Raw genomic sequence first — 26,190 nt, forward strand, 5'->3', positions numbered from 1 at the left:
GACTGAACCTGGTCAAAAGGGTTTCGCGGGATCAAACGCCTTGACCTGAGTGTTACCCATAGGTTGTAAGCTAATAGCTGAAGATAGTCTCGTCTTCCCCCATCGGGGAAGATAGCGTCTCTACCATCAGCAAGATGAGAGGAAATATCATGGTTAATCACAAGCAGTTTCTCGCCATCGTTCTGGCCGCCAGCATGGGGATCGCCGTCAGCGGTGCCGCTTCTGCTCAAGGTATGCAACAAGGGCAGGGCATGCAGCAGGGCGGCATGATGGGCGGCGGCCAGGGCGGCATGGGCCCCGGCATGATGATGGGCGGCCAAGGCGGCATGGGCCCCGGCATGATGATGGGCGGCCAAGGCGGCATGGGCCCCGGCATGATGATGGGCGGCCAAGGCGGCATGGGGCCCGGCATGGGGCCCGGCATGATGATGGGAGGCCAAGGCGGTATGGCCGGCATCCTCGATGAGGAGCAGCAAAATTCTCTGCAACAGATGCGCAGGGAGTTCCGTTCTGCCCACTTCGAGCGCATGGGCGAAATGATGAACCTGCGTGACGACATGATGCAGTTGATGCAGGCAGAGCGACCGGATCCCGAGGAGATCCAGGCACTGCATGGTCAAATGGCCGCTCTCCACGGCGAGATGATGGCGGACAGGGTACGCATGCATAATCGGATGCAGGACCTGCTGACCGACGAGCAGCGCCAACAATTGCAGCAGGGAATGCCCAATCGCCGCAATGCTCCCTGATGGCTCCCTGGTGAGGACGCCTGCTACCAGGCGGGCGCTCTCGCCAGGGCAAACAGATGCAGACTCCTTGCGCTGGATCAATGTCGGATCCAGCCAGGTCAGCGCAGAATGACAGAGTCTCGATGAGGAATTCGCCATGACCGGCTTTCAGGCCAGACCGCTGCATCGCACCCGAGGAGGACGCCTGCTGGCGTTGCTGCTCGCGATGCTGTTGTCGCTGACCAGCCTGGCCGGCCATGCGGCCATGGACGCCTGTGCTTCCGATTGCACGACGGCCCAGGTCGAGATGGTGGATAACACCGATCCGGAGTGCGGGACCTGTGCGGCCGTTGCGGCATCGTCCCTCGCTACCAGCGAGCACCCTGACACCCAGGCCGGCACAGCCACCCCGGCCGTGGTCGAGTATTTCTTCCCACCCCCGCACCAGCCTCCAAGATCCTGACGACTTGCGATTCCACGGTGACGCTGGCCCTCTGCCCGCCACCGGATTTCCCTGCACCCTCGTCAGGAGTCACACCATGATGACCACCGATTGTTTTGCCCTCATGGGCTCGATGGGCTGGATGGGTTGGCTGATGCCGCTCGCCTTCCTGCTGCTCATAGGCCTGGGCATCGCCGCCCTCTTCAAATACCTGTTCGTTTCCCGGCACACCAAGGAGGACCGCTCATGAACCGCTTCACTCCCACCCTGCTCTTCTCCGCCGCACTGCTGCTGGGTGCCGGTACTGCCCAGGCTGCCCTGCCGGCGGAAGCCACCCTCTACAAGAACCCCCAGTGCGGCTGCTGCGATGGCTATGCCGACCATCTCGAGGAGATGGGCATCGAGGTAACCGTCATCGACGACAGGGATCTCGGCCAGATCAAGGAAGCCTCTGGCCTCCCCTACGGACTCGGCTCCTGCCACACCATCGAGATGGGTGGCTACGTGATCGAGGGCCATGTACCACTGGCGGCGGTGGAGAAGCTGTTCGAGGAACAGCCGGATATCGATGGCATCGGCCTGGCCGGGATGCCCATCGGCACCCCCGGCATGCCCGGTTCGCAGCAGTCGCCCTATGAAGTCTATCAGTTCACCGACCGGCAGGAATCCGACTTCATGACGCTCTGATAGAGGCTGTTTCCACGGCTTACTCAACCAGCAGACCTAAAACGCCCCCAAGGTAGGGGGCGTTTTCATTGCCGTGAAAGGAGTTGGCGACGCTATTCGGCCGTGGCCAGCAGGCTGGCGTTACCGCGCCCTTCCTCGAAGGGGGCAGTTCACGTTATCGAAGAGGTAGGAGGCGCCTGTTTGCCTCGGGATATCAGTGAACTTCGTTTAGTGCCGTTCCCGATCGAGAAGTTCGACAACCTTACCCTCGATGTCTCATCGGATCAGCGACAGCCAGGGCACACCAATTGCCAGCCACGCCAGGAGGAACACCAGCCCGAAAATCGCCCCGAGACGCCAATACAATGGGCCGGGGATATAGCCACTGCCGTAGTAGACGGGGCTAGGACCAGTGGCGTACGGCGTGAGAATACCCATTATGCCAAGCGTCGGCAGCAGCATGAGCACGAACATGTGCATGTCGATGCCTGGGATGCCTGACGCCGCCGCCAGCATGACCGGCAGTAAGGCAGTGGTATGGGCAGTGACGCTGGCGAAGAAGTAATGTAACAGATAGAAGATCACGGTCAGCGCGATCATCGCCATCGTGGGATCGAAGTGGTTGATGCGAGCGCCGACCAGGAGGCCGAACCACTCCACGAATCCTACCTGATTGAGCCCTCCAGCCAGAGCCACCAGAGTGGCAAACCAGAAGAAGGTATTCCATGCCGCCTTGTTGGCGAGGATGTCATCCCACTTGAGGATACCCAGAATCAGCATGGCGCAGATAACGAGAATCCCTACCAGGGCCGACGACACCACGGCGCTGGCAAAGATCCACAGTGCCAATGCCATGACCACCAGGCAGAGCAGAATGATTTCGTTACGGGTCAGGCCACCGAGTTTCTTGAGTTCCCCGGCCGCCCAATCAGGTATTGCATTCCCCGACTTGACGTCCGGCGGACATAGCCAGTAGCACAATAGCGGCGTCACCAGCAGCAGCAGGATACCGACCGGCGCCACTGCCATGAACCACTCCCCCCAGCCGATGCGGATACCCGTGGCGGTTTCGGTGAGGGCCACGGCCAGCAGATTGGGCGCCAATGCGGTCAAGAAGAGTGAGCTCGTCACGCAGGTCGAAGCAATCGCTGTCCACATCAAGAAACTGCCGATGCGCTTGCTGCTCGCCTCGTTCGGATGCGAGTCATAGAGGTCGGGAAGGTTGCGTACCACCGGGTAGATGGTGCCCCCACTACGCGCCGTATTGGATGGCGTAAAGGGAGCCAGCGACACATCGGCAAGCATCACCGCATACCCCAGCGTAAGGGTCCTCCGCCCCATGGTCTTGACCAGCCAGAGCGCTATCCTACGACCCAGCCCGGTCTTCTCGTAACCGAGGGCGAACATGAAGGCACCGAAGATCAGCCATACCGTAGAGTTGGTGAAGCCGGACACCGCCCATGAGAAGGCGCGCCCGGAAGAACTGAACCCTGGATCGGCAAGTTGCTCGGGGGTGAACAGCACCCAAGGCGCCAACAAGGCTGCGACGGCAATACCGATCAGACCGATTACCGCCCCTGGCAAGGGTTCGAAAATCAACCCGACGACAACGCCGAGAAAAATGGCAAAGAAGTACCAGGCATGGGGTTGCAGCCCGTCGGGTACTGGCAACAGTGCCACGATGATGGCCACGAGGAGCGGTAAAAACAGCTTCATTCGAGAGGACATGGCAAATTTTTCCAGTTTTTAGCGCTGGTAAAAAAATTGATAGTAGGTGGTCATCTGAAAACTCTAGTTGATCTTGGTCAAGCTATGCTGCTCTTTCCAACTAATATTTCAGGCAAAGCCTTATCCTGCTCAGGAAGGCCTAGAATTCAGTTGATCAAGTCTGGCCGGCGCCGGTCATGGGGGAGCCATGCAAGAACGACATATTGACATCGTTATCGTGGGCGGAGGCGGCGCCGGTTTGCGTGCCGCAATTGCGGCCGCCGAGAGCGCCAGGAAAGAGAACCGTGAGCAACGCATCGTGATGCTCTCGAAAGTCTATCCAATGCGATCGCATACAGTCGCGGCAGAAGGTGGCGCTGCGGCCGTGACCAGTGCCGAAGATAGCCTGCAGGCGCACTTTGACGACACGGTGGCCGGTGGCGATTGGCTGGCCGAACAAGGTGTCGTCGACTATTTCATTCGCCATGCTCATCAGGAACTGGTGCAGATGGAGCGCTGGGGCTGCCCCTGGAGTCGAAAATCGGATGGTTCCGTGCAGGTACGGCGCTTCGGCGGCATGAAAACGGCTCGCACCTGGTTCGCCGCCGACAAGACCGGCTTCCACATGCTGCATACGCTGTTTCAGACCTCGCTGAAGTATCCGGAAATCGAACGGTTGGATGAGTATTTCGTGCTGGATATCGCGGTCGCCGACGGTACGGTGGCCGGGGTGATGGTGCTGGAGATTGCTACGGGGGAACTGACCCTGCTACGCGCAAAGTCTGTGATCCTGGCGACAGGCGGGGCTGGGCGACTGTTTCGCTTCAATACCAATGCCGGGATCGTCACCGGCGATGGAATGGCGATGGCCTTTCGTCATGGTGTTGCCCTGCGGGATATGGAGTTCGTTCAGTACCACCCGACCGGGCTGCCGGGCTCCGGTGTATTGATTACCGAAGCCTGCCGTGGCGAGGGCGGCATTCTGGTGAACAAGAACGGCTACCGCTATCTGCAGGATTACGGCCTGGGGCCGGAAACCCCGCTTGGCCAGCCGCAGAATAAATACATGGAGTTGGGTCCGCGTGACAAGTTATCCCAAGCTTTCTGGCAGGAACAGCAGGCGGGGCGAACCGGCAAGTTCGGCGACAGTGACGTGGTCTATCTGGACCTGCGTCACCTGGGCAAGGAATACCTGCATGAACGCCTTCCCTTCATCTGTGAGCTGGCCAACGTCTTCATCAATGTCGACCCGGTGAAGGAGCCCATCCCGATTCGCCCCGCGGTGCATTACACCATGGGCGGGATAGAAACCGACGCCCATTGCGAGACCCGCATCAAGGGGTTGTATGCCGCGGGTGAGTGCGCCTCCGTAGGGCTTCATGGTGCCAACCGTCTGGGCTCGAACTCCCTCTCCGAGCTGCTGGTCTTCGGGCGCCTGGCGGGGGAGCAGGCCAGTCAGCGCGTGCCAACGGTTCCCTTCACCAATAGCCGTGACCTGAAGGAGCAGGCGCAAGCCCAGAAGACCCGAATCACGCAGCTTTACGACGCCGAAGGTGAAGAAAGCTGGGTAGAGCTCAAGCGTGAGCTCGTGCTGAGCATGGAGACCGGTTGCGGGATCTACCGGGAAGCTAAGGGCATGCAGGCCACTCTGGAGAAGATTCACGAGCTGCAGGCGCGCTATCGGAATATTCGACTGCAGGACAAAAGCCGTGCCTATAACACCGAACTGATGCAGTGCCTCGAACTGGGCTACAGCCTGGATATTGCCGAGGCGACTTGCCTGGGGGCACTCGAGCGCAAGGAGTCGCGCGGCGCCCACAAGCGGCTCGACGACGGTCTTCAGCAACGTGATGATGCCAATTATCTGAAGCACAGCCAAGTCTTCTTCAACGCTGAAGGGCCAGCCCGGTTGTGCTGGCAGGAGGTGGATACTCACCTTTCCGCTCCCGCTGAACGCGCCTATGGCGATGCCGGCAAAGGAGTCAAGCAATGACCATCAAACAGATTAGTATCCAACGCTATCTGCCGGAGCAGGGCAGCGCCCCTTACTGGCAGGAGTTCGATGTTCCCTTCGACGACAGTACCTCCATTCTCGACGCGTTGAACTACGTCAAGGAGGAGCTGGACGGCAGCCTGAGCTACCGCTGGTCGTGCCGTATGGCGATTTGCGGTTCCTGCGGCGTGATGGTGAACAATACCCCCAAACTGGGCTGCAACAGCTTTCTGCGCGAGTACCAAGGACCGGTGAAGATAGCACCGCTCGCGCACTTCCCGGTCGAGAAGGACCTGATCATCGATATGACGCTGTTCCTCGATCATCTTGCGGCGGTACAGCCCTATCTCATCAACGATAGCGGGGAAGGCTCCGACACCTTCAAGCAGACTCCGGCGCAGATGGAAAAGTACAAGCAGTTTTCCGGCTGTATCAATTGCGGACTGTGTTACTCGGCCTGCCCGCAGTTTGGCCTGAACCCGGAATTCCTGGGGCCTGCCGCCCTCACGCTTGCACATCGATATAACCTGGATAGCCGTGATCAGGGCAAGAAGCAGCGCATGCCGCAAATGAACCGCGAGGAAGGGGTCTGGAGTTGTACCTTCGTAGGTTTCTGTTCGGAAGTCTGTCCAAAGAATGTCGACCCGGCAGCCGCAGTGAATCAGGGCAAGGTGGAGTCAGCGAAAGACATGCTGATCGGAATATTCAAGAGCTAGGAGTGCGTCATGGCGAAGCCAACGAGCTATTTTCCCGAACTGAAGCGTGACTGGTGGTTGAAACACTCCTACTTCAAGAAGTACATGGCCCGGGAAGCCACCGTACTTCCGCTGGTGTTCTTTGTTGCCTGCCTGCTGGCCGGGTTGTATAGCCTGCTTCAGGGAATGGAAAGCTGGCAAGGATGGCTGCAATTCATGCAACATCCTATGGTCATCGCGCTTAATGCGCTAGCGTTTATCGCCAGCCTGTTTCATGCCTGGACGTTCTTCCAACTGTTCCCGCGCGTCATGCCATTACGTGTCGCGGGTCGCACCCTACCGCCGAACCTGATGGTGCTGGGTCAATGGCTTGGCGTGGTAGCGGTGATGGTCCTGGCGACCTGGATATTCTTGAGGGGGCTGTGATGAGCAACAATACATCTGACAAGATGAAACGAAGCGACGAGCCCATCTGGTGGGGTCTGTTCAGCGCCGGGGGCGTCTGCTTTGCGGTATTCGTTCCGGCGGCGATCCTGTTTATCGCCCTGCTCATTCCGGCCGGAATCATTTCGACGGGCGCCGTGAGTTTCGAGCGTGCCCAATCCATGGTATTCAGCCTGCCAGGTCTGATCTTTATCGGCGTGGTTATCTGCCTGCCACTGTTCCATGCAGCCCACCGGATTCGCCATGGCCTGCATGATTTGAAGCTGGGAAAGGAACGTCAGAATAAGATAGTCACGTATGGATGTGCCGCCCTGATCAGCGCTCTGGCACTTGTCGGGTTCGTTATCGGGGCCCTGTAGCCAATCGCTTCCCAGCCGACGACCGAAGCAGGCACCCAACGGGGTCTATCAGTTCACCGACCGGCAGGAATCCGACTTCATGACGCTCTGATAGAGGCTGTTTCCACGGATTACTCAACCAGCAGACGTAAAACGCCCCCTAGGTAGGGGGCGTTTTCATTGCCGTGAAAGATTGCCGCAAAAAGTTGGCGACTCTATTCGGCCGTTGCCAGCAGGCTGGCGTTGCCGCCCGCGGCGGTAGTGTCGATGCACAGGTGGCGTTCCACCACGTAACGTTCCGGCCAAATAGTCTGAGTCTCGAGCGCCACGATGGCGCCGTCGCGCTTGGCGAGCGCGATGCGCAACTCGCGGGTCCAGTCGCTGTCGCCGGCCGCGGCGACGGTTTCGATACCCTTGAGCGTGGTCAGGGTGTCGGCTTCGATACTGCCGTCGAGCCCGGACACCGGCGCCCCGGCATCGATCAACGGCTTCACAGCCTCAACGGCACCAGGGGCGACGATCAGCGCCGGAGAGCCCGCACCGAGCGCCTGCACCGCCTGGGCGACGGCGATATCCAGGGTCGGGCCCAGGCAGAGTGCCGCTCCCTTCGGATACATCGCCAGGCGGTTGCTTTCCCCTGTCGGCCCCGGCAGCGTCTGCGGCGTCATGTCCAGGGCCGCGGTCTCGGCGAGCGCCTTGCGGACCAAACCGCCCTTGCCGGAGAGCGCCTTGCGCAGCACCTCGACCCGATCGCGACGCGCCGCCCAGTTGCGGGCATCCAAGCCGTCGAGAGTCGACTGGACATCCTTTTGTGTCATGGATTTCCCTTTCGGCGCCTCATGGCTCTCCGCGCTTGCGGTACGGCGGAAACGGGAGACATAGAGCGGACCCCCGGCCTTGGGCCCGGTACCCGAAAGGCCCTCGCCGCCGAAGGGCTGGGAGCCGACGATGGCGCCTATCTGGTTGCGGTTGACGTAGACGTTGCCGACATGAATACGCTCGACGATCTGCTGCACCCGGTCATCGATCCGGGTATGCAGGCCGAAGGTCAGCCCGTATCCCTTGCCATTGATGTCATCGACCACCTTGTCGATATCTCGCGCCTTGAAGGTGGCCACGTGCAGGACCGGGCCGAAGATCTCGCGCTCCAGATCCTCGATGCCTCCGACCTCGACCACGGCCGGGGTGACGAAGGTACCCACCTCGGGCGCGGGCAGTTTCTTGAGCACCTTGCCGGCCTTCTCATGCGCCGCCACATATTCGTTGATCTCTGCCTGGGCGTCGGCGTCGATCACCGGCGACACGTCGGTGTCGGTATTCCAGGGGTCGCCAATGGTAAGGGCGTCCATGGCGCCATCGAGCATGTTGAGCAGCCGGTCGCGGGCCTCTTCCTGGACATACAGCATCCGCAGCGCCGAGCAGCGCTGGCCGGCCGACTGGAAGGAGGAGATCAGGATGTCGCGCACCGCCTGCTCGGTCAGCGCCGTGGAGTCCACGATCATGGAATTCAGTCCGCCGGTCTCGGCGATCAGCACCGCATCCGGGCCCGCGTTCTGTGCCAGGGCCTTGTGGATGATCTGCGCCACCGGGGTCGAGCCGGTAAAGCAGACGCCGGCGATCCGCGGATCACTGGTCAGCGGGCCGCCCACCGTCGGCCCGTCGCCGGGCAGCAGCTGCAGCGCCGCCTCGGGCAGGCCGGCCTCGCGCATCAGCTCGACGGCACGGGCGGCGATCAGGGGCGTCTGCTCGGCGGGCTTGGCGAGCACGGCGTTGCCGGCCACCAGCGCCGCGGCAATCTGGCCGGTGGTAATAGCCAGGGGGAAGTTCCACGGGCTGATGCAGACGAAGATACCGCGGGCACTGCCGGGCTCTTCCGCTTCCAGCCGCTCGCCCTCGTTGGCGTAGAAACGCAGGAAATCCACTGCCTCACGCACCTCGGCGATGCCATCGAACATCATCTTGCCGGCTTCACGGGTACAGATCACCGTCAGCTCGGCAATGTGTTGCTCGTAGAGATCGGCGGTGCGGCGCAACACCTCGGCTCGCTCCGCGGCCGGTCGCGCCGACCAGTTACGGTAGCCCTCCTCGGCGGCGTCGAGCGCGGCCGCCACCTCGTCCGGGGTGGCCTCGTGCACCTTGCCAACCACTCGCGAGCCATCGGCGGGAGACACGGCATCGCGAGCAGGCCCCTGGGGTGCCGGACGTCCCGCCAGCATGGGACCCGCGGTCCAGGTGGTGTCGGCAAATTCCTCTCGCGCCTTCAGCAGCGGCAGGATCGAGGCGGGTTCGTTGATCCGGTAGCCGCGGGAGTTCTTGCGCTCGGGCGCGAACAGCTCGCCAGGCTGGCGGATCAACGGGCTGGCGATGGCGTCGCCGAGTTGCTGAAACCCCTCCACCGGGTCCTTCGAGACCTCGCTCGGGGGAATCGAGTCGTCCACCACCTGGTTCACGAACGAAGAGTTCGCGCCATTCTCCAGAAGGCGCCGCACCAGGTAGGCCAGCAGGTCACGGTGCGCACCCACCGGGGCATAGATACGGCAGTGCGTGCCCTCCGACTGCTTGACGATCTGATGCAGGGATTCGCCCATGCCATGCAGGCGCTGGAACTCGTAGCTGTCCTTGTCGTCGCCCGCCATGGCGACAACGGCGGCACAGGTGTGGGCGTTATGGGTCGCGAACTGCGGATAGATGCGGTCGCGCCGGTCGAGCAGCAGCTGCGCGCACGCCATGTAACTGACATCGGTATTGACCTTGCGAGTGAAGACCGGGAAGGTCTTGACCCCCATCTCCTGGGACAGCTTGATCTCGGTATCCCAGTAGGCGCCCTTCACCAGCCGTACCATGATCTTGCGGTCGTAGCGCTCGGCAAGCTCGTAGAGTGTCTCGATCATCGGCGCGGCGCGGCGCCCGTAGGCCTGCACCACGACCCCGAAGCCGTCCCATCCGTCGAGGCTGGGGTCTGACATCAGCTCCTCGATCACATCGAGCGAGATATCCAGCCGGTCCTGCTCCTCGGCATCGATGTTGAAACCGATATTGGCCTTGGCCGCCTGCTGCACCAACTCCTTGGCTCGCGGAACGAGTTCCGCCATCACCGTATCGTGATGGGTATATTCATAGCGCGGGTGCAATGCCGAGAGTTTTACCGAGATGCCGGGGCTTCCGCGCACGTCACCCTTGGCCTGCTTGGCGATCGCCGTGATCGCCTTGGCGTAGGCCTCGTGATAGCGAACGGCATCCTCGTCGGTACGCGCCGCCTCGCCGAGCATGTCGTAGGAATAGGTATAGCCCTGCTTCTCGAGATCACGGGCATTCTTCATGCCCTCTTCGATGGTCTGGCCAAGCACGAACTGACGTCCCAGTATCTTCATCGACTGGCCGACCGCCGTGCGCACCACTGGCTCGCCCATGCGGCGCACCAGGCCGCGCAGCGCACGCGCCGGGCCCTTGGGGTCGTCGTCCAGCACCTTGCCGGTCAGCATCAGCGCCCAGGTCGAGGCGTTGACCATCGACGATGATGACTTGCCCAGGTGCGCACCCCAGTCGGACGGCTCGATCTTGTCGTGGATGAGGTCGTCGATGGTTTCCGCATCGGGCACGCGCAGCAGGGCTTCTGCCAGGCACATGAGGCCGACACCTTCGGCGGTCGAGAGCCCGTACTCGGCCAGGAAGGCCTCCATCATCGAGGGCGACTTTTCCTTGCGCACACGATCCACGTAGTTGGCGCCGACCTCGGCCACCTTGCGGCGGTCGTCCTCGGACAGCTTGAGTCGTTCGACGAGGCTGCGCAGCACATCTGCCTCATCGGCGTCATAGTTGTCGCGGATGCGATAGCGCAGATCTTTGACGTCACTCTCTAGATGAAGGTTTGCTTCGTTCATGGTCGATCTCTCCTCACTGCCCGACACACAGCGGCAATGCGCCAGGGGGATGTCGTCGTTATTGTCGAAGGGCCATTACAAGTGGATGGCTGATGCGTCCCGGCCCGGGTTAGGGCCAATGTCTCCAGCCACAGGATGGCGGCGCGGTGACGGCAAGGACCTCGGTGGCAGTGGCCATGCCCTGAGAAAGGGTAATATCACCGATGGCTGGGTGCACGGATGTCAGCCCAATCCTCTCAGTGTAGCGCCTGGCTGACTTGTTCAGACTCGAGCTTCATGTCAACCTCGTTTCAACGATTTCATACATCAGTCTAAGTAGGGCACCGAACGGACTCTTGTCTCAGACTCCTGAACCGTTGCTCGAGACTCCGCGAAACTACTCGATAACCTGATCGACTCACTGGCGGTGCCGATAGTGGGCGCTATGGAAGGCTTACCCCGTCGCGCCCGTCGCACGGCGCTTGAAGCCGAGCTACCTGCCCAAGACAGCCTGCCCATCGCCTCGAACGAGCCTGACCCAGGGAGACGTGCATCCACGCCACCGTCCGGGATATGGTCGAGGCAGGGTGATCAGGTCAATTGGCGCACGGCCAGCTCAACCCCACGCAGTTCGGCCAAGCCGCGTAGTCGACCATAGAGCGGATAACCCGGCGCGGTGTCGCGGTGCCGGTCGTCGAGGATATGATGGCCATGGTCGGGCCGCAGCGGCAGGCGCGGGCCACCCGACATCTCGCGGCGGCGCTCCTCGGCCACCAGCGCAGCGATCACCGCCACCATGTCCACATCGCCGTCAAGATGCGCGGCCTCGTGGAAGGAGCGCGGATCCGGCGCCTCGCGCTTCGTCGAGCGCAGGTGGGCGAAGTAAATCTTCGGCGCGAACCGCCGCGCCATGTCGGCGAGGTCGACGTCGGCGCGCACCCCGTAGGAACCGGTGCACAGCGTCAGGCCGTTGGCCGGGCTGGGCACGGCGTCGAGCAGCCACTGGGCATCGTCCGGCGTGGAAACCACCCGCGGGAGCCCCAGCATCGGCCGAGGCGGGTCGTCGGGGTGGATTGCCATGCGGATACCGACCTCCTCGGCCACCGGGATCACCGCGGCCAGAAAATAGCGAAGATTCTCTCGCAGCTGCGCGGCATCGATGTCGTCGTAGGCGGCCAGGGCCTGACGGAACTGCGCCAGGGTGTAGTGCTCCTCGGCCCCCGGGAGGCCGGCGATCAGGGTATCGACCAGAGCGTCGCGGCCGGCCGCATCGAGGCCGTCGAGGTAATGCCTGGCCTCGGCCTGCTCGTCCTTGTCATACTCCTCCTCGGCGCCGGGGCGCTGCAGCAAGTAGAGGTCGAAGGCGGCGAAAGCGACTTGGTCGAAGCGCAGCGCCCAGCCGCCTTCCGGCAGCGACCAGCTGAGGTCGGTGCGGGTCCAGTCGAGCACCGGCATGAAGTTGTAGCAGACGGTGTCGATGCCGCAGGCCGCCAGGTTCCGCAGGGTCTGGCAGTAGGTGGCGATCAGGCCATCGCGCTCGGGCCGGCCCTGCTTGATCGCTTCGGGCACCGGCACGCTCTCCACCACCGACCAGGAAAGACCGGCCGCCTCGATCAGCGCCTTGCGCTCGCCGATCGCTTCCAGCGACCAGACGCGATCGTTGGGCACCTCGTGCAGCGCCGTGACGATGCCGGTGGCCCCGGTCTGGCGAATTTCGTCCAGGCGGATGGGGTCCTGGGAGCCGAACCAGCGCCAGGTGTGTTCCATGGGGCATCTCCTCTCGGGCCTCTTTATGCGCTACGGCCTGCCAGGGTGGCGAGCGCTCCGTCGAGGCCCTCTTCGGTCAGGGAACGATAGGCCGTGAGTACCGCTTCGGCGAAGACGGCGTCGGCCGCCAGGGCCGGTGGCACCACATCGTCCATGGCCAGGAAGGCCGACACCAGCGCCTCGGGGTCCCGGCCGTGCCGCGCATGACACTCGGCGAAGCGTGGCGCCAGGGGGTCGTCCACCTCGTAGGCGGTGCCCGCATGATCCCGGCCGGCGGTGTAGCGAATCCAGGCGGCCAGGCCCAGGGCGGCGCAGGGGGACGCCTGCCCCGCCTCGCGACGGGCCAGGGCGCCCGACAACCAGCGCTGGGGCAGCTTCTGGCTGCCGTCCATGGCGATCTGGTGCAGGCGGTGACGCAGGCTATCGTTGGCGAAACGCCCCAGCAGCGAATCGGCGTAGGCGGCGAGATCGGTGCCCTCGGGCATGGCCAGGGTCGGCGCCGCCTCCTCGAGCATATAGCGACGCAGCAGGGCCGTGAGGTCGTCGCGACTCACCGCCTCGAATACCGTCTCGATGCCCTGCGGCGCGCCCAGGTAGGCCAGCAGCGAGTGGCTGCCGTTGAGCATGCGCAGCTTCATGGTCTCGAAGGGCGCCACGTCGGCGACCATTTCCACGCCATCGGCCGCCCAGTCCGGCCGCCCCTGGGGGAAGTGATCCTCCACCACCCACTGGGCGAAGGCCTCGCCGATCACGGCATTGGGATCCTCGATACCCAGTTCGGCCAGCCTCGCGAAATCGGCCTTGGTCATCGCCGGAACGATGCGGTCGACCATGCTGCAGGGAAAGGCCACCTCGTGCTCGATCCAATTAGACAGGACGGTGTCGCGCCGCTCGGCCAACTTGATCACGGCATTACGGGTGCGCTTGCCGTTGTCCGGCATATTATCGCAGGAGAGCACCGTGAAGGGTGGCACGCCTGCCTCGCGACGCCGCGCCAATGCCTCCACCAGGATTCCTGGTGCCGTCCGGGGTCTCGAAGGATCAGCAATATCAGCGGCGATCATGGGGTCATCGACAAGCAGCTCGCCGCTGGCCGGGTTGAGGAAGTAGCCCTTCTCGGTAACGGTGAGGGTAACGATACGCGTCTCGGGCACGACCATCCGCGCCAGCAGGGCCTCGAGATCACGCCCCCAGTCCCCCTCGGCATCACGGCCGCTGAACAGGGACTCTTCGATTACCCCGATCTCACGCAGGGTCAGGGTCTTGCTATCGGCATACTCGGCCACGTGATAGCGGTAGCCAGCGTCGCGCAGGGCATCCACCAGGTCCACACTGGCGCGCAGGTTGGCGCTACTCACACCCCAGTCGACGTCCCCCGTGCGCCGACGATAGCGCTCCAGGTAGACCGCCTGGTGGGCGCGGTGGAAAGCACCGAGGCCGAGGTGAACGATAGCGATGCGGCCCTGTCGCGGGGCTGCCTGCACTCGGGTGATGGACATTGCCCCTCCATTTCTCTGTCGTTTCACGCCCATTCTCAGTCACTCTCCCATCAGTAGCGTCGGTAACCACATGGAAACCGCCGGAACATAGGCAACCAGCATCAGTACGGCAAGGTTGCAGATCAGGAAGGGCAAGATGGCTCGCGCCACGGTCAACATGGGCAGCTTACCGATCCCCGCGACCACGAACAGGCAGACCCCTACCGGCGGGGTGGTGAGGCCGATCATGAGGTTGAGCACCGCCATCACAGCGAAATGTACCGGGTCCATGCCCACGCCAGTAGCCACCCCCAGCAGCGCCGGGAAGAGGATGATCAGCGCCGCAATGGTCTCCATGAAGGCGCCGACGAATAGGAGGATCAGGTTGAGGATCAGGATGACGACGAGAGGGTTCTCACTGATGGCCAGGATCAGGCCGGCGACCATCTGAGGGATCTGCTCGCTGGTCAGGATCCAGCCGAAGAGGTTGGCCAATCCTACCATCAGCAGCAGCGCCGCGGAGGTGAAGACGGTATCGGTGAGAATCCCCGGCAGCTTGCGCCAGGTGAGCCCCTTGTAGACGTACATGCCCACCACCAGGGCATAGAGACTGGCGACGATGGAGGCCTCGGTGGGCGTAAAGAGGCCACCGATGATGCCGTAGAGGATGATGGCCGTCATCAGCAGCGCCCAGAAGGCGGTGCGCCCCTCGCGAAGCAGCTCCATGAAGGTGGCCCGCTCGCCCCTGGGATAGCCACGCCGCACGGCAAGGATATACACCGTCACCATCATCGCCAGGCCCAGCAGCAGGCCGGGGATGGCGCCGGCCAGGAACATGCGTCCCACCGAGACCCCGGAGAGCGAACCGGCGATGATCATCGGCACGCTTGGCGGAATGATCGGCCCCACGGTAGAGGAGGCGGCAGTGACCGCCGCGGCGAAGGGCTTGTCATAGCCGGACTTCGCCATGCCGGGAATCATCACCGAACCGATGCTGGCCGAGTCGGCCACGGCGGTGCCGGAGATGCCGCCGAAGATCATCGAGCCCCCCACGTTGGCCAGACCAAGACCCCCACGGATATGGCCCAGCAGCGCGTTGGAGAAGCGCACGATGTGCTCGGTGATATTGCCGACGTTCATCAGATTGCCGGCTAGCACGAAACCGGGAATGCACAGCAGCACGAAGGTGTCGATGCCGGCATAAAGGCGCTGCGGCACGATGGTCAGCGAGATGCCTTCCAGCAGCAGGTAGGCCAGTGAGGCGATGCCCAGGGCGAAGGCGATGGGCATGCCGATCAACAGCAGCACGAGAAAGCTGCTGAACAGGATGATCACTTCCATTTACGGCGTCTCCGCTGAGGTGCGCTCAGGCGAACGAAAGATAGCGACAAGCCCCTCCAGGAAGCCGATGACGCCGTAGACCAGCAACAGCGCGAACATCACCACCGTGGAGAAGAAGATGTAGAGCATAGGAACCTTGAGCGTCGGCGAGGTCTGCCAGGCGCCATTCTGGGCGTACTGCCAGGCGTAGGGCAGCACTAGTCCGGCAAAGCCGGCAACCATCAAGCATATCAGCACCTGGTAGGCGGCCCGCGCGCGAGGCCCCAGGTGGTGGTGGAAGAGCTCCACGCTGACATTGCGATGCTGGCGCAGCACCACTCCCGCCGCGAGAGCCACCATGTAGATGAACAGGTAACGCGACAGCTCCTCGGTCCAGGCCAGCGAGAACGGCAGGAAGAGGCGCGCCGAAATCTGCAGCAGCACCGTGCCGGCGATGCCCAAGAGTGCCAGGACGGCGAGGAAGGTAAACAGGGTGTCGACCCAGCCGATGAGGCGCCCCAGTGCGCCCTGGAAGGTGGGCACGGACGAGAGGGCGTCCAGCTGCTCGAGCACTTCCTGCTCAGCTGCCTTGTAGTCGGAATCCATACGCATTCCTCATGGTGCCAGCGGGCACCCTGGTTCGGGGAGACGAGCCCATGCCAAACATGAGCTCGTCCGCTGCGATGTCACAGATCCTGGATGGCCTCGAACAGTTCGCGTTGCTCTTCGTTAAGGGCGTCGAGCACTGCCGGCCGTGCCTTCTCGGTGAAGGCATCGATATCCACCTCGACGAACTCCATGCCGCGCTCCTCAAGATCCTGCTGAAGGCGCTGTTCGTCCTCGGCGAAGAGGTCGGCCTCGTATGCCTGCATGGTTTCGGCGGCGTCGAAGATCACCTCCTGCAGCTCCTCGGGCATCTCGTCAAGCCGGTTCTTGCCGATCACGACGTAGATCCAGCTGCGCACGTGGCCGGTGAGGTTCACGTAGTCCTGGACCTCATCGAAGCTGGCGCTCTCGATCAGGCTAAGCGGGTTCTCCTGACCCTCGATGGTGCCCTGTTGCAAGGAGGTGAAGACCTCACTGAAGGCCATGGGGGTAGGGCGGGCACCCAGCGCCTCCCAGGTATCCACGAACAGCGGCACATTGGGTACGCGCAGGCGGATGCCGTCGAGGTCATCGGGATGCTTGATCGGACGGTTGGAGGTCAGGTGCCGCGGACCGCGCTCGAACCAGGCCAAGGGCACCAGGTTGGCGCGCTCGGTGATCTGCGCCTCGATCTCCTCACCGATCTCGCCACTGACCGCGGCATGCAGATGCTCGGAATCGCGGAAGGCGTAGGGCACGGCCATCATGGCCGCCTTGGGCGCCCAGTTCTGCAGGCTTTCGCCGGTGATGGTCATGTCCGCGGTGCCCAGCTGGATGCTATTGATCACGTCCATCTCGGCGCCGAGCTGCTCGTTGGGATAGAGTTGCACCTCGATGCGTCCGTCGGAGTTGGCCTCGACCTCGTCCTTGAACTTCTCGGCGGCCTGGTGCCAGATATTCTCTTCATTGGCCAGGTGGCCAAATTTCAGCGTGAAATCCGCGGCCAGGGCCGCCTGACCACCGATCAGGGCCGCCCCGAGGATGGCGCCGGTGAAGAATTGTTTGATCATGGGTTAACTCCTGCACGTTGCTGTTGTGCGTTGTGGTAGTGCCTGGGTTGGCGTACCCCGTCAGGCGCCGATCTGGATCAGCACCTTGCGGGCCTTCTCGGGATGGTGATCGAGCATCTCGATGCCATCTGGCATCTCGTCGAATGGCAGCCGGTGGCTTACCAGCGCCAGGGGATCGAGACGGCCGGTGGCCATCAGCTCGAGCACCTCCGGAAACTTGCGGTTGTTGAGTCGCGACCCCACCAGAGTCAGCTCCTTCTTGATCACCTCGAGCTGCACCAGGTCACTGGGCGTGGGGCTGAAGCCCAGCAGACCGATACGACCGGCCGGCGAGGCCACGCGCAGCATCTGCGGCAGCAGCGATGGTACGCAGGCGGCATCGGCGATCAGCGGGACACCTTCCCCCTCGGTCAGCTCGAGGACCGTCTGTTCAACGTCCTGATCGCGGCCATGGAGGACATGACGGGCGCCGAGTTCCTGCGCCACCGCCAGTCGCTCGTCGATGACGTCGGTGACGATCACTTCCTCGATGCCCTTGGCCCGGGCCATCTGCAGGATGGTCAGGCCGATCACTCCGGCGCCGAACACCAGCAACCGGTCGCCCGGGTGGGGTTGCATGCGATCGAGGACATTGGCAGCGATCGTGTAGGGTTCCACCAGGGCCGCTGCGTCGAGCCCCAGGTGCTCCGGCAGGTGATGCAGGTTGGCCGCCGGCACGGCGACGTGCTCCTCGAAGCCGCCGTTGCGATGCACGCCGATCACCTCCAGAGTGGTGCAGACGTTGGGCCGTCCGATGCGACAGGGGTAGCAGTGGCCGCAGCTGATCACCGGGTCGATGCAGACACGATCACCCACGGCGATGTCCTCGACCCCCTCGCCCACGGCCTCGATCACGCCGGCAAACTCGTGCCCAGTGATGCGGGGGAAGCGCACGAAGGCGTTGTCGCCGTGGATGATGTGCATGTCCGAGCCGCAGATGCCGGCGAAGGCGACACGCACCAGTGCTTCCCCGGGGGCCGCTTTGGGAACCTCCACCTCGGCGATCCGATAATCCAGCGGTGCACTTACCTGAAAGGCTTTCATCGTCGCTTCACCTTGTTACCAGTGCCAAAGGGTGCCGTCTTCCAGCCGGTTGACCGGCAGGCTGGCACGCTTGTAGGGATACTGCTTCGCCAGCGCTTCATCGATGTCGACGCCATGTCCCGGCGCCTCCCCGACGATGAAGTGGCCATCCTCGAAGCAGTAGTCGTGGGGGAAGACCGCATCGGTCTCCTCGGTATGGGGCATATGCTCCTGGATGCCGAAGTTGGGCACCCAGGTATCGAAGTGAACGGCTGCCCCGAGGCACACCGGCGACAGGTCGGTGGGACCATGGAAGCCGGTGCGCACGTGATAGAGACCCGCCAGGTCGGCGACCCGCCGCATGTGGGTGATGCCGCCACCATGGGAGAGCGGCATGCGAATGTAGTCGATCCACTGGTTCTCGAGCAGTTCCCGGTAATCATGGATCGAGTTGAACACCTCGCCCACCGCCAGCGGCGTGGTGGTGTGCTGGCGAATCAGCCGGAAGCCCTCCTGGTTCTCGGCCGGCACGCAATCCTCCAGCCAGAACAGGTGGTAGGGCTCGACCGCCTTGCCCAGGCGCGCCGCCTCGATGGGTGTCAGCCGATGATGGACGTCATGCAGCACGTGCAGATCGTCGCCGAAGTGCTCGCGCACCGCGGCGAACAGCTTGGGCACGTGGTTGAGGTATTTCTCGGTGCTCCAGACGTGCTCGGCGGGCAGCTCGGCATCCGCCGGCTCGTAGCGCTCGCCCTCGCGCTTGGCGACTCCGTAGATGGTGGGGATGCCGGGGATGCCGGCCTGGACACGCACCGCCCGATAGCCGAGCGCGACGTGCGCCTTGACCTCCTCGAGGCAGGCGTCGATGTCCTTGCCGGTGCAGTGGGCATAGGTCATCACCCGCTCGCGGCTCTTGCCACCCAGCAGCTGGTAGAGCGGCATGCCGGCCAGCTTGGCCTTGATGTCCCAGAGCGCCAGGTCCACCGCGGCGATGGCGCTCATGGTCACCGGACCGCGGCGCCAGTAGGCCCCCCGGTAGAGGTAGTGCCAGATATCCTCGATACGCTGCGGGTCGCGCCCGATCAGCGCCGGGATCACGTGTTCCTCGAGATAGGCCACCACCGCCATCTCACGACCGTTGAGGGTGGCGTCACCGATGCCGTAGACGCCCTCGTCGGTGACGACCTTGAGGGTCACGAAGTTGCGCCCCGGGGAGGTAACGATGGTGTAGGCCTGTTCGATCTTCACTGGCTAAGCTCCATGGTTCGGGCGGGTGACTGCTGGGTCTCGAACATCTCGGGGAAGCGGCGCATGAGCTCTGGTAGTGAGTGTAGAATTTCCCGTTGGTGAACGCCCATGGCACGCGACGCAGCCGCGGTATCCCGGTCGGCGATGGCATCGACGATCGCCTGGTGTTGATCCGCCAGCCTGGGAATAGGCGTCGACTCAGGAATGCTCAGATAACGCACCCGATCGAGCTGCGCCTTGACCTCCTCGGTGACCCGCCAGGCGGCGGACTGGCCGACCCCCAGCGACAAGGCGCGATGGAAGGCCTCGTCGAGCTGGAAGAAACGGTCGTAGTCGTCCGTCTCGGTGCAGCGTCGCTGGCGCTCGATCAGCTCGTGCAGTTCGTGCAGGAGGCGGGCATCCAATCCCTCCTCCGCCGCGGCGTGGGCAACGGCCACTTCGATCGCCTCGCGCACGAAGCGCGCCTGGAGCACGGCCTGCTGCGAAATCCTCACCACATAGGTCCCCCGCTGAGGCCGTACTTCGATCAACCCCGCCCCAGAGAGCCGGATGAAGGCCTCGCGCACCGGCTGGCGGCTCACCGAGACGGTCTCGGCGATCTCCTTCTCTGACAGGGCCTGCCCCGGCACCAGCACCAGCCGGATGATCGACTGTCGCAGCACCTGATAGAGCCGCTCACGAACCGAGCCGTCTTCGGGTGTCTCCTGCCATAGCGCCTGCAAGGTCATGTTCATGATGCTTGCCCCATTTCGGTGAACAGTGAGGCCAGGCCCCGTAACTGATATGACTAGTATGGTAGTATGGAAACCAACCGTCCGCGCCTAGACTTTAGTCTGAAAGCAGACGAGAGGCTCGAGAGGTCGAGCGCAGAGAAAAAAGGCGACCCGAAGGCCGCCATAAAATTCTCACCACTTGCCGTTTCCGAGAATCAATCCCGCTTGCCGTCCACCAATCGACTGATTTTCAGTGGGTTGTCATCCTTGAGGGCTTCAGGCAGCAAGCCCTCGGGCAGGTTCTGGTAGCACACTGGGCGCAGGAAACGGTGGATGGCCGCACTGCCCACCGACGTGGTGCGGCTGTCCGAGGTGGCCGGGAAGGGGCCACCGTGGACCATGGCGTGGCATACCTCGACCCCGGTGGGCCAGCCATTGGCCAGGATACGACCGGCCTTGCGCTCCAGCAGCGGCAGCAACTGCCGGGAGGTGGCCAGATCGCCGTCGTCCATCTGCAGGGTGGCGGTGAGCTGGCCTTCCAGGGCCTCGGCCACACGCCGCATTTCCTCGACGTCGGCGCACTCCACTACCAGGCCGCCAGCACCGAACACCTCGGCCTGCATGGCCTCATCGGCCAGGAAGTCGGAGGCACTGGCGACAAAGAGTGCAGGCTGGCACTGATGAGGCCCCTCTCCGGCCTGCCCTCGGGCGACCTCGCGGACACTGGAATTGCCGGCCAGTGAACCGACACCGTCCTGATAGGCGGCATGAATGCCCGGCGTGAGCATGGTCTGGGCGGCGCTGCCATGGATACCCTGACCAGCCGTCGAAAGGAAGGTATCCAGCCCCTCACCCTTGATGCCGATCACCAGGCCGGGGTTGGTGCAGAACTGGCCGGCACCCATGTTGAGCGAGCCGACGAAGCCCTCGGCGATCTCCTTGCCACGTGACTGAAGCGCTTCGGGCAGCAGGAACACCGGGTTGATCGAGCTCATCTCGGCGTAGACCGGGATCGGCTGGGGGCGGTTCTGTGCCGTTTGCTGCAGCGCCAACCCACCCGAGCGCGAGCCGGTGAAGCCCACCGCCTGGATACGGGGGTCGGCGACCAGCGCCTGGCCGATCTCCTTGCCCGAACCGAACAGCACAGAGAAGACCCCTTCGGGGAGCTGGCATTTGGCGACGGCAGCCTGCACGGCGCGGCCCACCAGCTCGGAGGTGCCTGGATGGGCGGAATGCGCCTTGACCACTACCGGGCAGCCGGCGGCCAGCGCCGAGGCCGTGTCGCCACCGGCCACGCTGAAGGCCAGTGGGAAGTTCGAGGCGCCGAACACGGCCACCGGACCCAGCGCCAAGTGGCGCTGGCGCAGGTCAACGCGAGGCATGGGCTCACGCTCTGGGAGCGCCGGATCGATGCGCACATCAAGCCATTCGCCGGCGCGAACCACCGAGGCGAACAGGCGCAGCTGGCCACAGGTGCGGCCGCGCTCGCCCTCGATGCGCGCCCGTGGCAGGCCGGTCTCGGCCATGGCACGCTCGACCAGGGCATCGCCCAGCGCCTCTATCTCACTGGCCACTGTCTCGAGAAAGGCCGCACGGTCCTCCAATGAGCTCTCGCGATAGGAGGCGAAGGCAGTCTCGGCGAGTTGACAGGCGCGGACCACTTCGTCACGGCCGAGCCCCGGGTAATCGGGCGCGAGTGTCTCGCCACGGGCTGGATCGATGGCGCGAATGACGGCCTGGTCACCGGTGACGGCCTGCTGGCCGATCAGGGATGTGCCTTGTGGGGTCATGATGCCTCCTTGTGTTTGCTTGCTTCAATTTTCCTGATACTGCAGGTACAGGTTTCGAGAACGATTGAGGTGCTGGTACATGGTCTCTCTGGCCGCCTCGGGGTCACGGGAAAGAATGGCCTCAAGAACAAAGGCGTGCTCTTCCTGGACGCGCTCCAGATAGCGCACCGCAGCAGCCGGATTGATATCGATGCTCAACAACTTGGCGCGAGGGATGCTGCTGGAGCTGAGCTGCTCGTAGAACTGCTCGAAGACAGGGTTGTGGGTGGCCGAAGCGATGGCAAGATGGAACTCGTAATCCTCCACCCGAGCCAGGCTGTTCTCGGCGTGGGCCTTGATGAACGCAGCATGCTTCGCCTCGATAAGGCGCCGATCCTCGGCGTCGTGCCGCAGGGCAGCGAGTTCCGCCGCTACCGGCTCCAGGGCCAGGCGAAACTCGAGAACATGCAGGATATCCTCGACGGTGGTCGGGTTGATCCGCTCCGCCGGCCGCGCCTCGACAGGGGTCGAATGCAGGACCGTGGTGCCCACGCCACGCCGTGTGGCGACCAGTCCCAGTGACTTGAGGTGAGTAATCGCTTCGCGGATGACCGTGCGGCTGACGCCAAAGGAATCGCATAGCTGACTTTCAGTGGGAAGCTTTTTGCCAACCTTGATTTTCCCCTGAAGTATCAACCCTTCGAGCTGATCGGCAACATGGGTAGATAGAGGCCCCTGTTTCGCCACCTTATGCAGATCCAGTCGCGCGATTTCAGCTGGCATTTCCGTACTCTTTGCCATAAAAAAGCCCTCGACCAAAAGTATGACTTTTAGTCTAACAGCCAAGAGAGACTTAGCGCACCAGTGCCGGCCGCTTGGGATCGAATTCCCAACCGGCAATGAGATACTGCATGGCCAGGGCGTCATTGCGTTGCGTTACGTCAAGGCTCTGATAGAGGCGATGGGCTTCCATCAGCTTCTCCTCGTCCAGCTCGACACCCAGGCCCGGCGTCTTGGGTACCGTCAGCTTGCCGTCACGGATCGGGAACGGGTTCTTGGTGATGCGCTGGCCGTCCTGCCAGATCCAGTGAGTGTCGATGGCGGTGATCTCGCCCGGGCAGGCCGCCGCCACATGGGTCATCATCGCCAGCGAGATATCGTAATGGTTATTGCTGTGCGAGCCCCAGGTCATGCCCCACTCATTGCACAGCTCACCGACCATGACGGCACCCTGCATGGTCCAGAAGTGGCAGTCCGCCAGCGGGATATCCACCGAATTGAGCTGCACAGCGTACTGCAACTGCTTGAAATCTGTCGCGATCATGTTGGTTGCGGTGGGCAGTCCGGTACGCTTCTTGAACTCCGCCATGGTCTCGCGGCCCGAGTAGCTCTCCTCCTGACCGCAGGGATCTTCGGCGTAGCTCAGCAGGTCCTTGATCGGCTCCAGCACCCGCACCGCCTCGTCGAGCTTCCAGGCGCCGTTGGGATCGAGGGTCAAACGGGCTTCCGGGAAGGCCTCGTACAGCGCACGGATACAGTCGGCCTCCTCCTCGCCGCGCAGCACCCCGCCCTTGAGCTTGAAGTCCTTGAAGCCGTAGCGGTCATAGGCCGCCTTGGCCAGGTTGGCCACCGCCTCCGGCGTCAGTGCCTCCTGGTAACGCACCTCGTCCCAGGCATCCTGGGGATCAGTTGCCCTGGGATAGGGCAGATCCGTCTTGCCAGGGTCCCCCAGCAGGAACAGATAGCCCAGCGCCTCTACCTCGTCGCGCTGTCGGCCATACTGTCCCAGCAGGTCGGCCACCGGCATCTGCAACGCCTGACCGAAGAGGTCAAACAGTGCCGACTCGATGGCAGTGATGACGTGAACCGCCACGCGGAGGTCGAAAGTCTGACGACCGCGCTCTTCCCGCCCGTTACGGGCCAGAACCTGGCGTGCCTGGTTCAGGGTCTGCTTAACGTCGTTGACCCGCGAGCCTTCGACCAGAGACCGACACTGCTCGAGTCCCTTGAGGATACCGTCACTAGAGGGGATCTCCCCGACCCCCTGGTTGCCGGCATCATCTTCGAGAATCAGCACACAGCGGATGAACCAGGGGGCGTGGCCACCGCTGAGGTTCAACAGGAAACCGTCATAGCCGGCGACGGGAACTACACGCATGCTTTTGATTTTCGGAAACATCAGTCTCTTGCCTCTTGAATTATCCACCCAGGAGGGACAGCTCCCTGCCGGAGAAAGGTCTTGGGTGCCGGATGAACGTTGGTGACCGAGCTCAACGTCTTACCGACGATGTTGCTCAACTGAGCACATCCTGACGCCCCTTGGCACGGCTCTTCAGGCTCATCACGATCGAGAACACCACCGACGCCAGAATCAGCAGCCACAGCACCACGGCGATAGGGCTCTTGGTAAAGAAGATCGACAGGGTCCCGAATGACTCGAGGCTCTTGACGAAGTAGATCTCCGCCTGGCCGCCCAGGATGAAGCCGATGATCAGGGGCGCCACCTCAAGACCGATCTTCTGGATCAGGTAACCGAGAACACCGAAGATCAGCAGCGTCCAGACGTCGAACATGATGCCGTAGTTGATCGCATAGGCTCCCACCACACACATCATGGTGATCAACGGATAGAGGATATGCTTGGGCACCATCACTACCTTGGCGATATGCTTGATGGCGAAGAACATCAGGAAGAACATCACGATGTTGGCAAACACCAGCGCCGTCATCATGATGTACCAGGTATTGGCATTTTCGGGGATGAACAGCGGCCCGACCTGGATGCCCTGGAGCGTGAAAGCACCGATCAGCACGGCAGTGGTGGAATCACCGGGGATACCCAGAGAAAGCAGCGGAATCAGGGCACCGCCGGTCAAGGCGTTGTTGGCCGACTCCGAGGCCATGAGTCCTTGGGGCGCCCCCTTGCCCATCTCCGAGGAATCCCGCGACAGGTTCTTCTCCTGAGTGTAGGCGAGCACCGAAGCAGCACTGCCACCCACGCCGGGCAGCATGCCCACGAAGGTACCGATGAAGGAGGAGCGCACCAGGTTGGTAAAACGGCCTTTGAAGATGGAGAAGGCAAACACTCCTCCCTTGCCAAGTTTCAGCCGATCGCTGGTGAGTTCGCTTTTCACGCCTTTTTCGGCCTCGAGGAGGATGGTCGAGATACCAAAGATACCGATCAACACGGGCAGCAAGGAAAAGCCTTCATAAAGGTAGGGCTCCATGAAGTCGGCCATCAGCCGGGTCTTGCCATTGCCGCCATCAGAGATGCTGTAGACACCCACCAGGCTCAGCCAGATGCCGATCACGCCGCTAAAGATACCTACCAACATGTTGCTGGAGAGAGAGGCGATCACGGACAGCGCCAGAAGGATGATCAGGAACTTCTCCACATAGGAGAACTTGATGGAGAAGTCCGCCAGCATGGGCGCGAACAGGAAAAGCACGGCAGCACTGATCAAGCCACCAATGACGGAGGCAACGACACAGACTCTCAGGGCCTTCTCACCTTCACCCTTCTGGGCCATGGGATAGCCATCGAACGTGGTCGTGATCGAGGATGGCGTTCCCGGTATATTGAGCAGAACGGCCGGCACCATCCCGCCCGATATTCCGCCAACATAAAGCCCCAGCAACAGAGCAAGGCCATTATTCAGGCCCAGAGCATAAGTCAGCGGCAAGCAGACGGCCACGGCCATTGTGGCCGTCATACCGGGAATCGCACCGAAAATGATGCCCACCAACGCGCCAAAGCCGGCTAGCAGAAAAAACGTTACATCGAGAAGTGACACGAATTCCATCATGACATTCACCTCAGTCACGGCAGGGTGATTCTGAACAGCTTGGCCAGGACAAACCAGACCAGACTGGGGGCGATGATGGCGTTGATCAACACGATGACCACAGCTTTCTTCGTCCACTCATGCAGATACATGAGCGCCATCAAAAAGACGAAGGGCATCGAGACGAACAAGAAGCCATATCCCGTATAGGGAAACATATTGCCCACCACCGCCATGAGGTAAAAATACGCGATGATAAGGGCGAGGGTGCCGAAGAAACGAAAGCCATCCATGGATTCGCCCACAATGGGTAAAGTACGCTCTCCTCGCTTCACCGCAGCCAAAAAGGGAATCACCTTGGTTACCAGAATAATGGCGAAAAGTACCGCCAGAATCCAGTGAATTATTGTCGGGAAAACCAGGTGAGAGGTCTCGAAATCAATCGAGACACTGAGCAGACTGGACAGACCTGATTCCATAGCGGCTCCGACGACGGGAAGGCAGCCCTTCCCGTCAATTT

Annotated in this window: 23 protein-coding genes; 8 read left to right on the plus strand and 15 right to left on the minus strand. The window is 62.5% G+C overall.

Annotation, left to right across the window (positions count from 1 at the left end; translation table 11 throughout):
• Positions 1-149 precede the first annotated feature (149 nt).
• From HALO32_RS00675 to HALO32_RS00690, 4 genes are all read left to right on the plus strand, one after another.
• A complete protein-coding gene (locus tag HALO32_RS00675; protein ID WP_151441854.1) occupies positions 150-749 on the plus strand; it encodes a Spy/CpxP family protein refolding chaperone in 600 nt (199 codons plus the stop codon).
• A gap of 136 nt (positions 750-885) precedes the next feature.
• Positions 886-1,191: a hypothetical protein gene (locus HALO32_RS00680; protein WP_151441855.1), complete on the plus strand. Its 306-nt coding sequence runs from the start codon at positions 886-888 to the stop codon at positions 1,189-1,191.
• 76 nt (positions 1,192-1,267) lie between these two features.
• Complete coding sequence (locus tag HALO32_RS00685) at positions 1,268-1,420, plus strand: phosphate/phosphite/phosphonate ABC transporter substrate-binding protein (protein ID WP_151441856.1); 153 nt, start codon at positions 1,268-1,270, stop codon at positions 1,418-1,420.
• Complete coding sequence (locus HALO32_RS00690) at positions 1,417-1,857, plus strand: DUF411 domain-containing protein (protein WP_151441857.1); 441 nt, start codon at positions 1,417-1,419, stop codon at positions 1,855-1,857. Before HALO32_RS00685 ends, HALO32_RS00690 begins: the two co-directional genes overlap by 4 nt.
• A 255-nt stretch (positions 1,858-2,112) precedes the next feature.
• Here HALO32_RS00690 and HALO32_RS00695 read toward each other — a convergent pair whose 3' ends face one another.
• Positions 2,113-3,564, minus strand: coding sequence for an anion permease (locus tag HALO32_RS00695; RefSeq protein WP_151441858.1), 1,452 nt, complete (start codon positions 3,562-3,564; stop codon positions 2,113-2,115).
• Between the two features lie 187 nt (positions 3,565-3,751).
• Between HALO32_RS00695 and frdA the strand changes: the two genes are divergently transcribed.
• From frdA to frdD, 4 genes are read left to right on the plus strand one after another with little or no spacing between them, the layout of a single operon-like run.
• Positions 3,752-5,536, plus strand: a complete 1,785-nt coding sequence (gene frdA / locus HALO32_RS00700; protein ID WP_151441859.1) for a fumarate reductase (quinol) flavoprotein subunit — start codon at positions 3,752-3,754, stop codon at positions 5,534-5,536.
• Positions 5,533-6,252, plus strand: a complete 720-nt coding sequence (locus tag HALO32_RS00705; RefSeq protein WP_151441860.1) for a succinate dehydrogenase/fumarate reductase iron-sulfur subunit — start codon at positions 5,533-5,535, stop codon at positions 6,250-6,252. Before frdA ends, HALO32_RS00705 begins: the two co-directional genes overlap by 4 nt.
• Positions 6,253-6,261: 9 nt before the next feature.
• Positions 6,262-6,657 carry a fumarate reductase subunit C gene (locus tag HALO32_RS00710; RefSeq protein ID WP_151441861.1) on the plus strand — a complete coding sequence of 132 codons (396 nt, stop codon included), beginning with the start codon at positions 6,262-6,264 and terminating at the stop codon, positions 6,655-6,657.
• The gene (gene frdD, locus HALO32_RS00715; protein WP_151441862.1) at positions 6,657-7,034 is read left to right on the plus strand and encodes a fumarate reductase subunit FrdD; all 378 of its coding nucleotides are present in this window, start codon (positions 6,657-6,659) and stop codon (positions 7,032-7,034) included. Before HALO32_RS00710 ends, frdD begins: the two co-directional genes overlap by 1 nt.
• Before the next feature lie 194 nt (positions 7,035-7,228).
• On the opposite strand, the gene putA is transcribed toward frdD, so the two are convergent.
• The 14 genes from putA to HALO32_RS00785 all read right to left on the minus strand — a co-directional run bounded on the left by putA (position 7,229) and on the right by HALO32_RS00785 (position 26,149).
• Complete coding sequence (gene putA / locus HALO32_RS00720; protein ID WP_151441863.1) at positions 7,229-10,894, minus strand: bifunctional proline dehydrogenase/L-glutamate gamma-semialdehyde dehydrogenase PutA; 3,666 nt, start codon at positions 10,892-10,894, stop codon at positions 7,229-7,231.
• Between the two features lie 570 nt (positions 10,895-11,464).
• Positions 11,465-12,640: a mannonate dehydratase gene (uxuA, locus tag HALO32_RS00725; protein ID WP_151441864.1), complete on the minus strand. Its 1,176-nt coding sequence runs from the start codon at positions 12,638-12,640 to the stop codon at positions 11,465-11,467.
• Positions 12,641-12,663: 23 nt separating this feature from the next.
• Entirely contained in the window at positions 12,664-14,139 is a 1,476-nt protein-coding gene (locus HALO32_RS00730) for a mannitol dehydrogenase family protein (RefSeq protein ID WP_151441865.1), read from the minus strand.
• A gap of 39 nt (positions 14,140-14,178) precedes the next feature.
• Entirely contained in the window at positions 14,179-15,459 is a 1,281-nt protein-coding gene (locus tag HALO32_RS00735; RefSeq protein ID WP_151441866.1) for a TRAP transporter large permease, read from the minus strand.
• Positions 15,460-16,044 (minus strand): TRAP transporter small permease, encoded by a 585-nt coding sequence (locus HALO32_RS00740; protein WP_151441867.1) that lies wholly within the window; start codon positions 16,042-16,044, stop codon positions 15,460-15,462. It lies immediately after the preceding gene.
• A gap of 80 nt (positions 16,045-16,124) precedes the next feature.
• Positions 16,125-17,093, minus strand: a complete 969-nt coding sequence (locus HALO32_RS00745; RefSeq protein ID WP_151441868.1) for a TRAP transporter substrate-binding protein — start codon at positions 17,091-17,093, stop codon at positions 16,125-16,127.
• A gap of 60 nt (positions 17,094-17,153) precedes the next feature.
• Positions 17,154-18,176, minus strand: a complete 1,023-nt coding sequence (locus tag HALO32_RS00750; protein WP_151441869.1) for a Zn-dependent oxidoreductase — start codon at positions 18,174-18,176, stop codon at positions 17,154-17,156.
• A 15-nt stretch (positions 18,177-18,191) separates the two neighbouring features.
• Positions 18,192-19,403: a D-mannonate dehydratase ManD gene (manD, locus tag HALO32_RS00755; RefSeq protein WP_151441870.1), complete on the minus strand. Its 1,212-nt coding sequence runs from the start codon at positions 19,401-19,403 to the stop codon at positions 18,192-18,194.
• Complete coding sequence (locus HALO32_RS00760) at positions 19,400-20,137, minus strand: GntR family transcriptional regulator (RefSeq protein ID WP_151441871.1); 738 nt, start codon at positions 20,135-20,137, stop codon at positions 19,400-19,402. The genes manD and HALO32_RS00760 overlap by 4 nt, the downstream gene beginning before the upstream one ends.
• Positions 20,138-20,331: 194 nt before the next feature.
• The gene (locus HALO32_RS00765; protein ID WP_151441872.1) at positions 20,332-21,906 is read right to left on the minus strand and encodes an aldehyde dehydrogenase (NADP(+)); all 1,575 of its coding nucleotides are present in this window, start codon (positions 21,904-21,906) and stop codon (positions 20,332-20,334) included.
• A gap of 24 nt (positions 21,907-21,930) precedes the next feature.
• The gene (locus HALO32_RS00770) at positions 21,931-22,704 is read right to left on the minus strand and encodes a FadR/GntR family transcriptional regulator (protein WP_325063446.1); all 774 of its coding nucleotides are present in this window, start codon (positions 22,702-22,704) and stop codon (positions 21,931-21,933) included.
• A gap of 34 nt (positions 22,705-22,738) precedes the next feature.
• Entirely contained in the window at positions 22,739-24,064 is a 1,326-nt protein-coding gene (locus tag HALO32_RS00775) for an enolase C-terminal domain-like protein (protein WP_151441873.1), read from the minus strand.
• 115 nt (positions 24,065-24,179) lie between these two features.
• Positions 24,180-25,808, minus strand: coding sequence for a tripartite tricarboxylate transporter permease (locus HALO32_RS00780; protein ID WP_225809610.1), 1,629 nt, complete (start codon positions 25,806-25,808; stop codon positions 24,180-24,182).
• Positions 25,706-26,149: a tripartite tricarboxylate transporter gene (locus HALO32_RS00785; protein WP_151441874.1), complete on the minus strand. Its 444-nt coding sequence runs from the start codon at positions 26,147-26,149 to the stop codon at positions 25,706-25,708. Before HALO32_RS00785 ends, HALO32_RS00780 begins: the two co-directional genes overlap by 103 nt.
• Positions 26,150-26,190 lie beyond the last annotated feature (41 nt).

It is taken from the genome of Halomonas lysinitropha, assembly GCF_902500215.1.
Lineage (GTDB): Bacteria > Pseudomonadota > Gammaproteobacteria > Pseudomonadales > Halomonadaceae > Halomonas > Halomonas lysinitropha.

Bases quoted from the DNA above. Each gene is read 5' to 3' on its own strand.
- HALO32_RS00745 (WP_151441868.1), bottom strand. From the start codon at position 17,093: ATGATCAAACAATTCTTCACCGGCGCCATCCTCGGGGCGGCCCTGATC.
- HALO32_RS00705 (WP_151441860.1), top strand. From the start codon at position 5,533: ATGACCATCAAACAGATTAGTATCCAACGCTATCTGCCGGAGCAGGGC.
- HALO32_RS00775 (WP_151441873.1), bottom strand. From the start codon at position 24,064: ATGTTTCCGAAAATCAAAAGCATGCGTGTAGTTCCCGTCGCCGGCTAT.
- HALO32_RS00730 (WP_151441865.1), bottom strand. From the start codon at position 14,139: ATGTCCATCACCCGAGTGCAGGCAGCCCCGCGACAGGGCCGCATCGCT.
- HALO32_RS00675 (WP_151441854.1), top strand. From the start codon at position 150: ATGGTTAATCACAAGCAGTTTCTCGCCATCGTTCTGGCCGCCAGCATG.
- uxuA (WP_151441864.1), bottom strand. From the start codon at position 12,640: ATGGAACACACCTGGCGCTGGTTCGGCTCCCAGGACCCCATCCGCCTG.
- HALO32_RS00740 (WP_151441867.1), bottom strand. From the start codon at position 16,044: ATGGATTCCGACTACAAGGCAGCTGAGCAGGAAGTGCTCGAGCAGCTG.
- HALO32_RS00685 (WP_151441856.1), top strand. From the start codon at position 1,268: ATGATGACCACCGATTGTTTTGCCCTCATGGGCTCGATGGGCTGGATG.
- HALO32_RS00690 (WP_151441857.1), top strand. From the start codon at position 1,417: ATGAACCGCTTCACTCCCACCCTGCTCTTCTCCGCCGCACTGCTGCTG.
- HALO32_RS00735 (WP_151441866.1), bottom strand. From the start codon at position 15,459: ATGGAAGTGATCATCCTGTTCAGCAGCTTTCTCGTGCTGCTGTTGATC.
- HALO32_RS00760 (WP_151441871.1), bottom strand. From the start codon at position 20,137: ATGAACATGACCTTGCAGGCGCTATGGCAGGAGACACCCGAAGACGGC.
- frdA (WP_151441859.1), top strand. From the start codon at position 3,752: ATGCAAGAACGACATATTGACATCGTTATCGTGGGCGGAGGCGGCGCC.
- putA (WP_151441863.1), bottom strand. From the start codon at position 10,894: ATGAACGAAGCAAACCTTCATCTAGAGAGTGACGTCAAAGATCTGCGC.
- HALO32_RS00750 (WP_151441869.1), bottom strand. From the start codon at position 18,176: ATGAAAGCCTTTCAGGTAAGTGCACCGCTGGATTATCGGATCGCCGAG.
- HALO32_RS00680 (WP_151441855.1), top strand. From the start codon at position 886: ATGACCGGCTTTCAGGCCAGACCGCTGCATCGCACCCGAGGAGGACGC.
- HALO32_RS00695 (WP_151441858.1), bottom strand. From the start codon at position 3,564: ATGTCCTCTCGAATGAAGCTGTTTTTACCGCTCCTCGTGGCCATCATC.
- HALO32_RS00785 (WP_151441874.1), bottom strand. From the start codon at position 26,149: ATGGAATCAGGTCTGTCCAGTCTGCTCAGTGTCTCGATTGATTTCGAG.
- frdD (WP_151441862.1), top strand. From the start codon at position 6,657: ATGAGCAACAATACATCTGACAAGATGAAACGAAGCGACGAGCCCATC.
- HALO32_RS00765 (WP_151441872.1), bottom strand. From the start codon at position 21,906: ATGACCCCACAAGGCACATCCCTGATCGGCCAGCAGGCCGTCACCGGT.
- HALO32_RS00710 (WP_151441861.1), top strand. From the start codon at position 6,262: ATGGCGAAGCCAACGAGCTATTTTCCCGAACTGAAGCGTGACTGGTGG.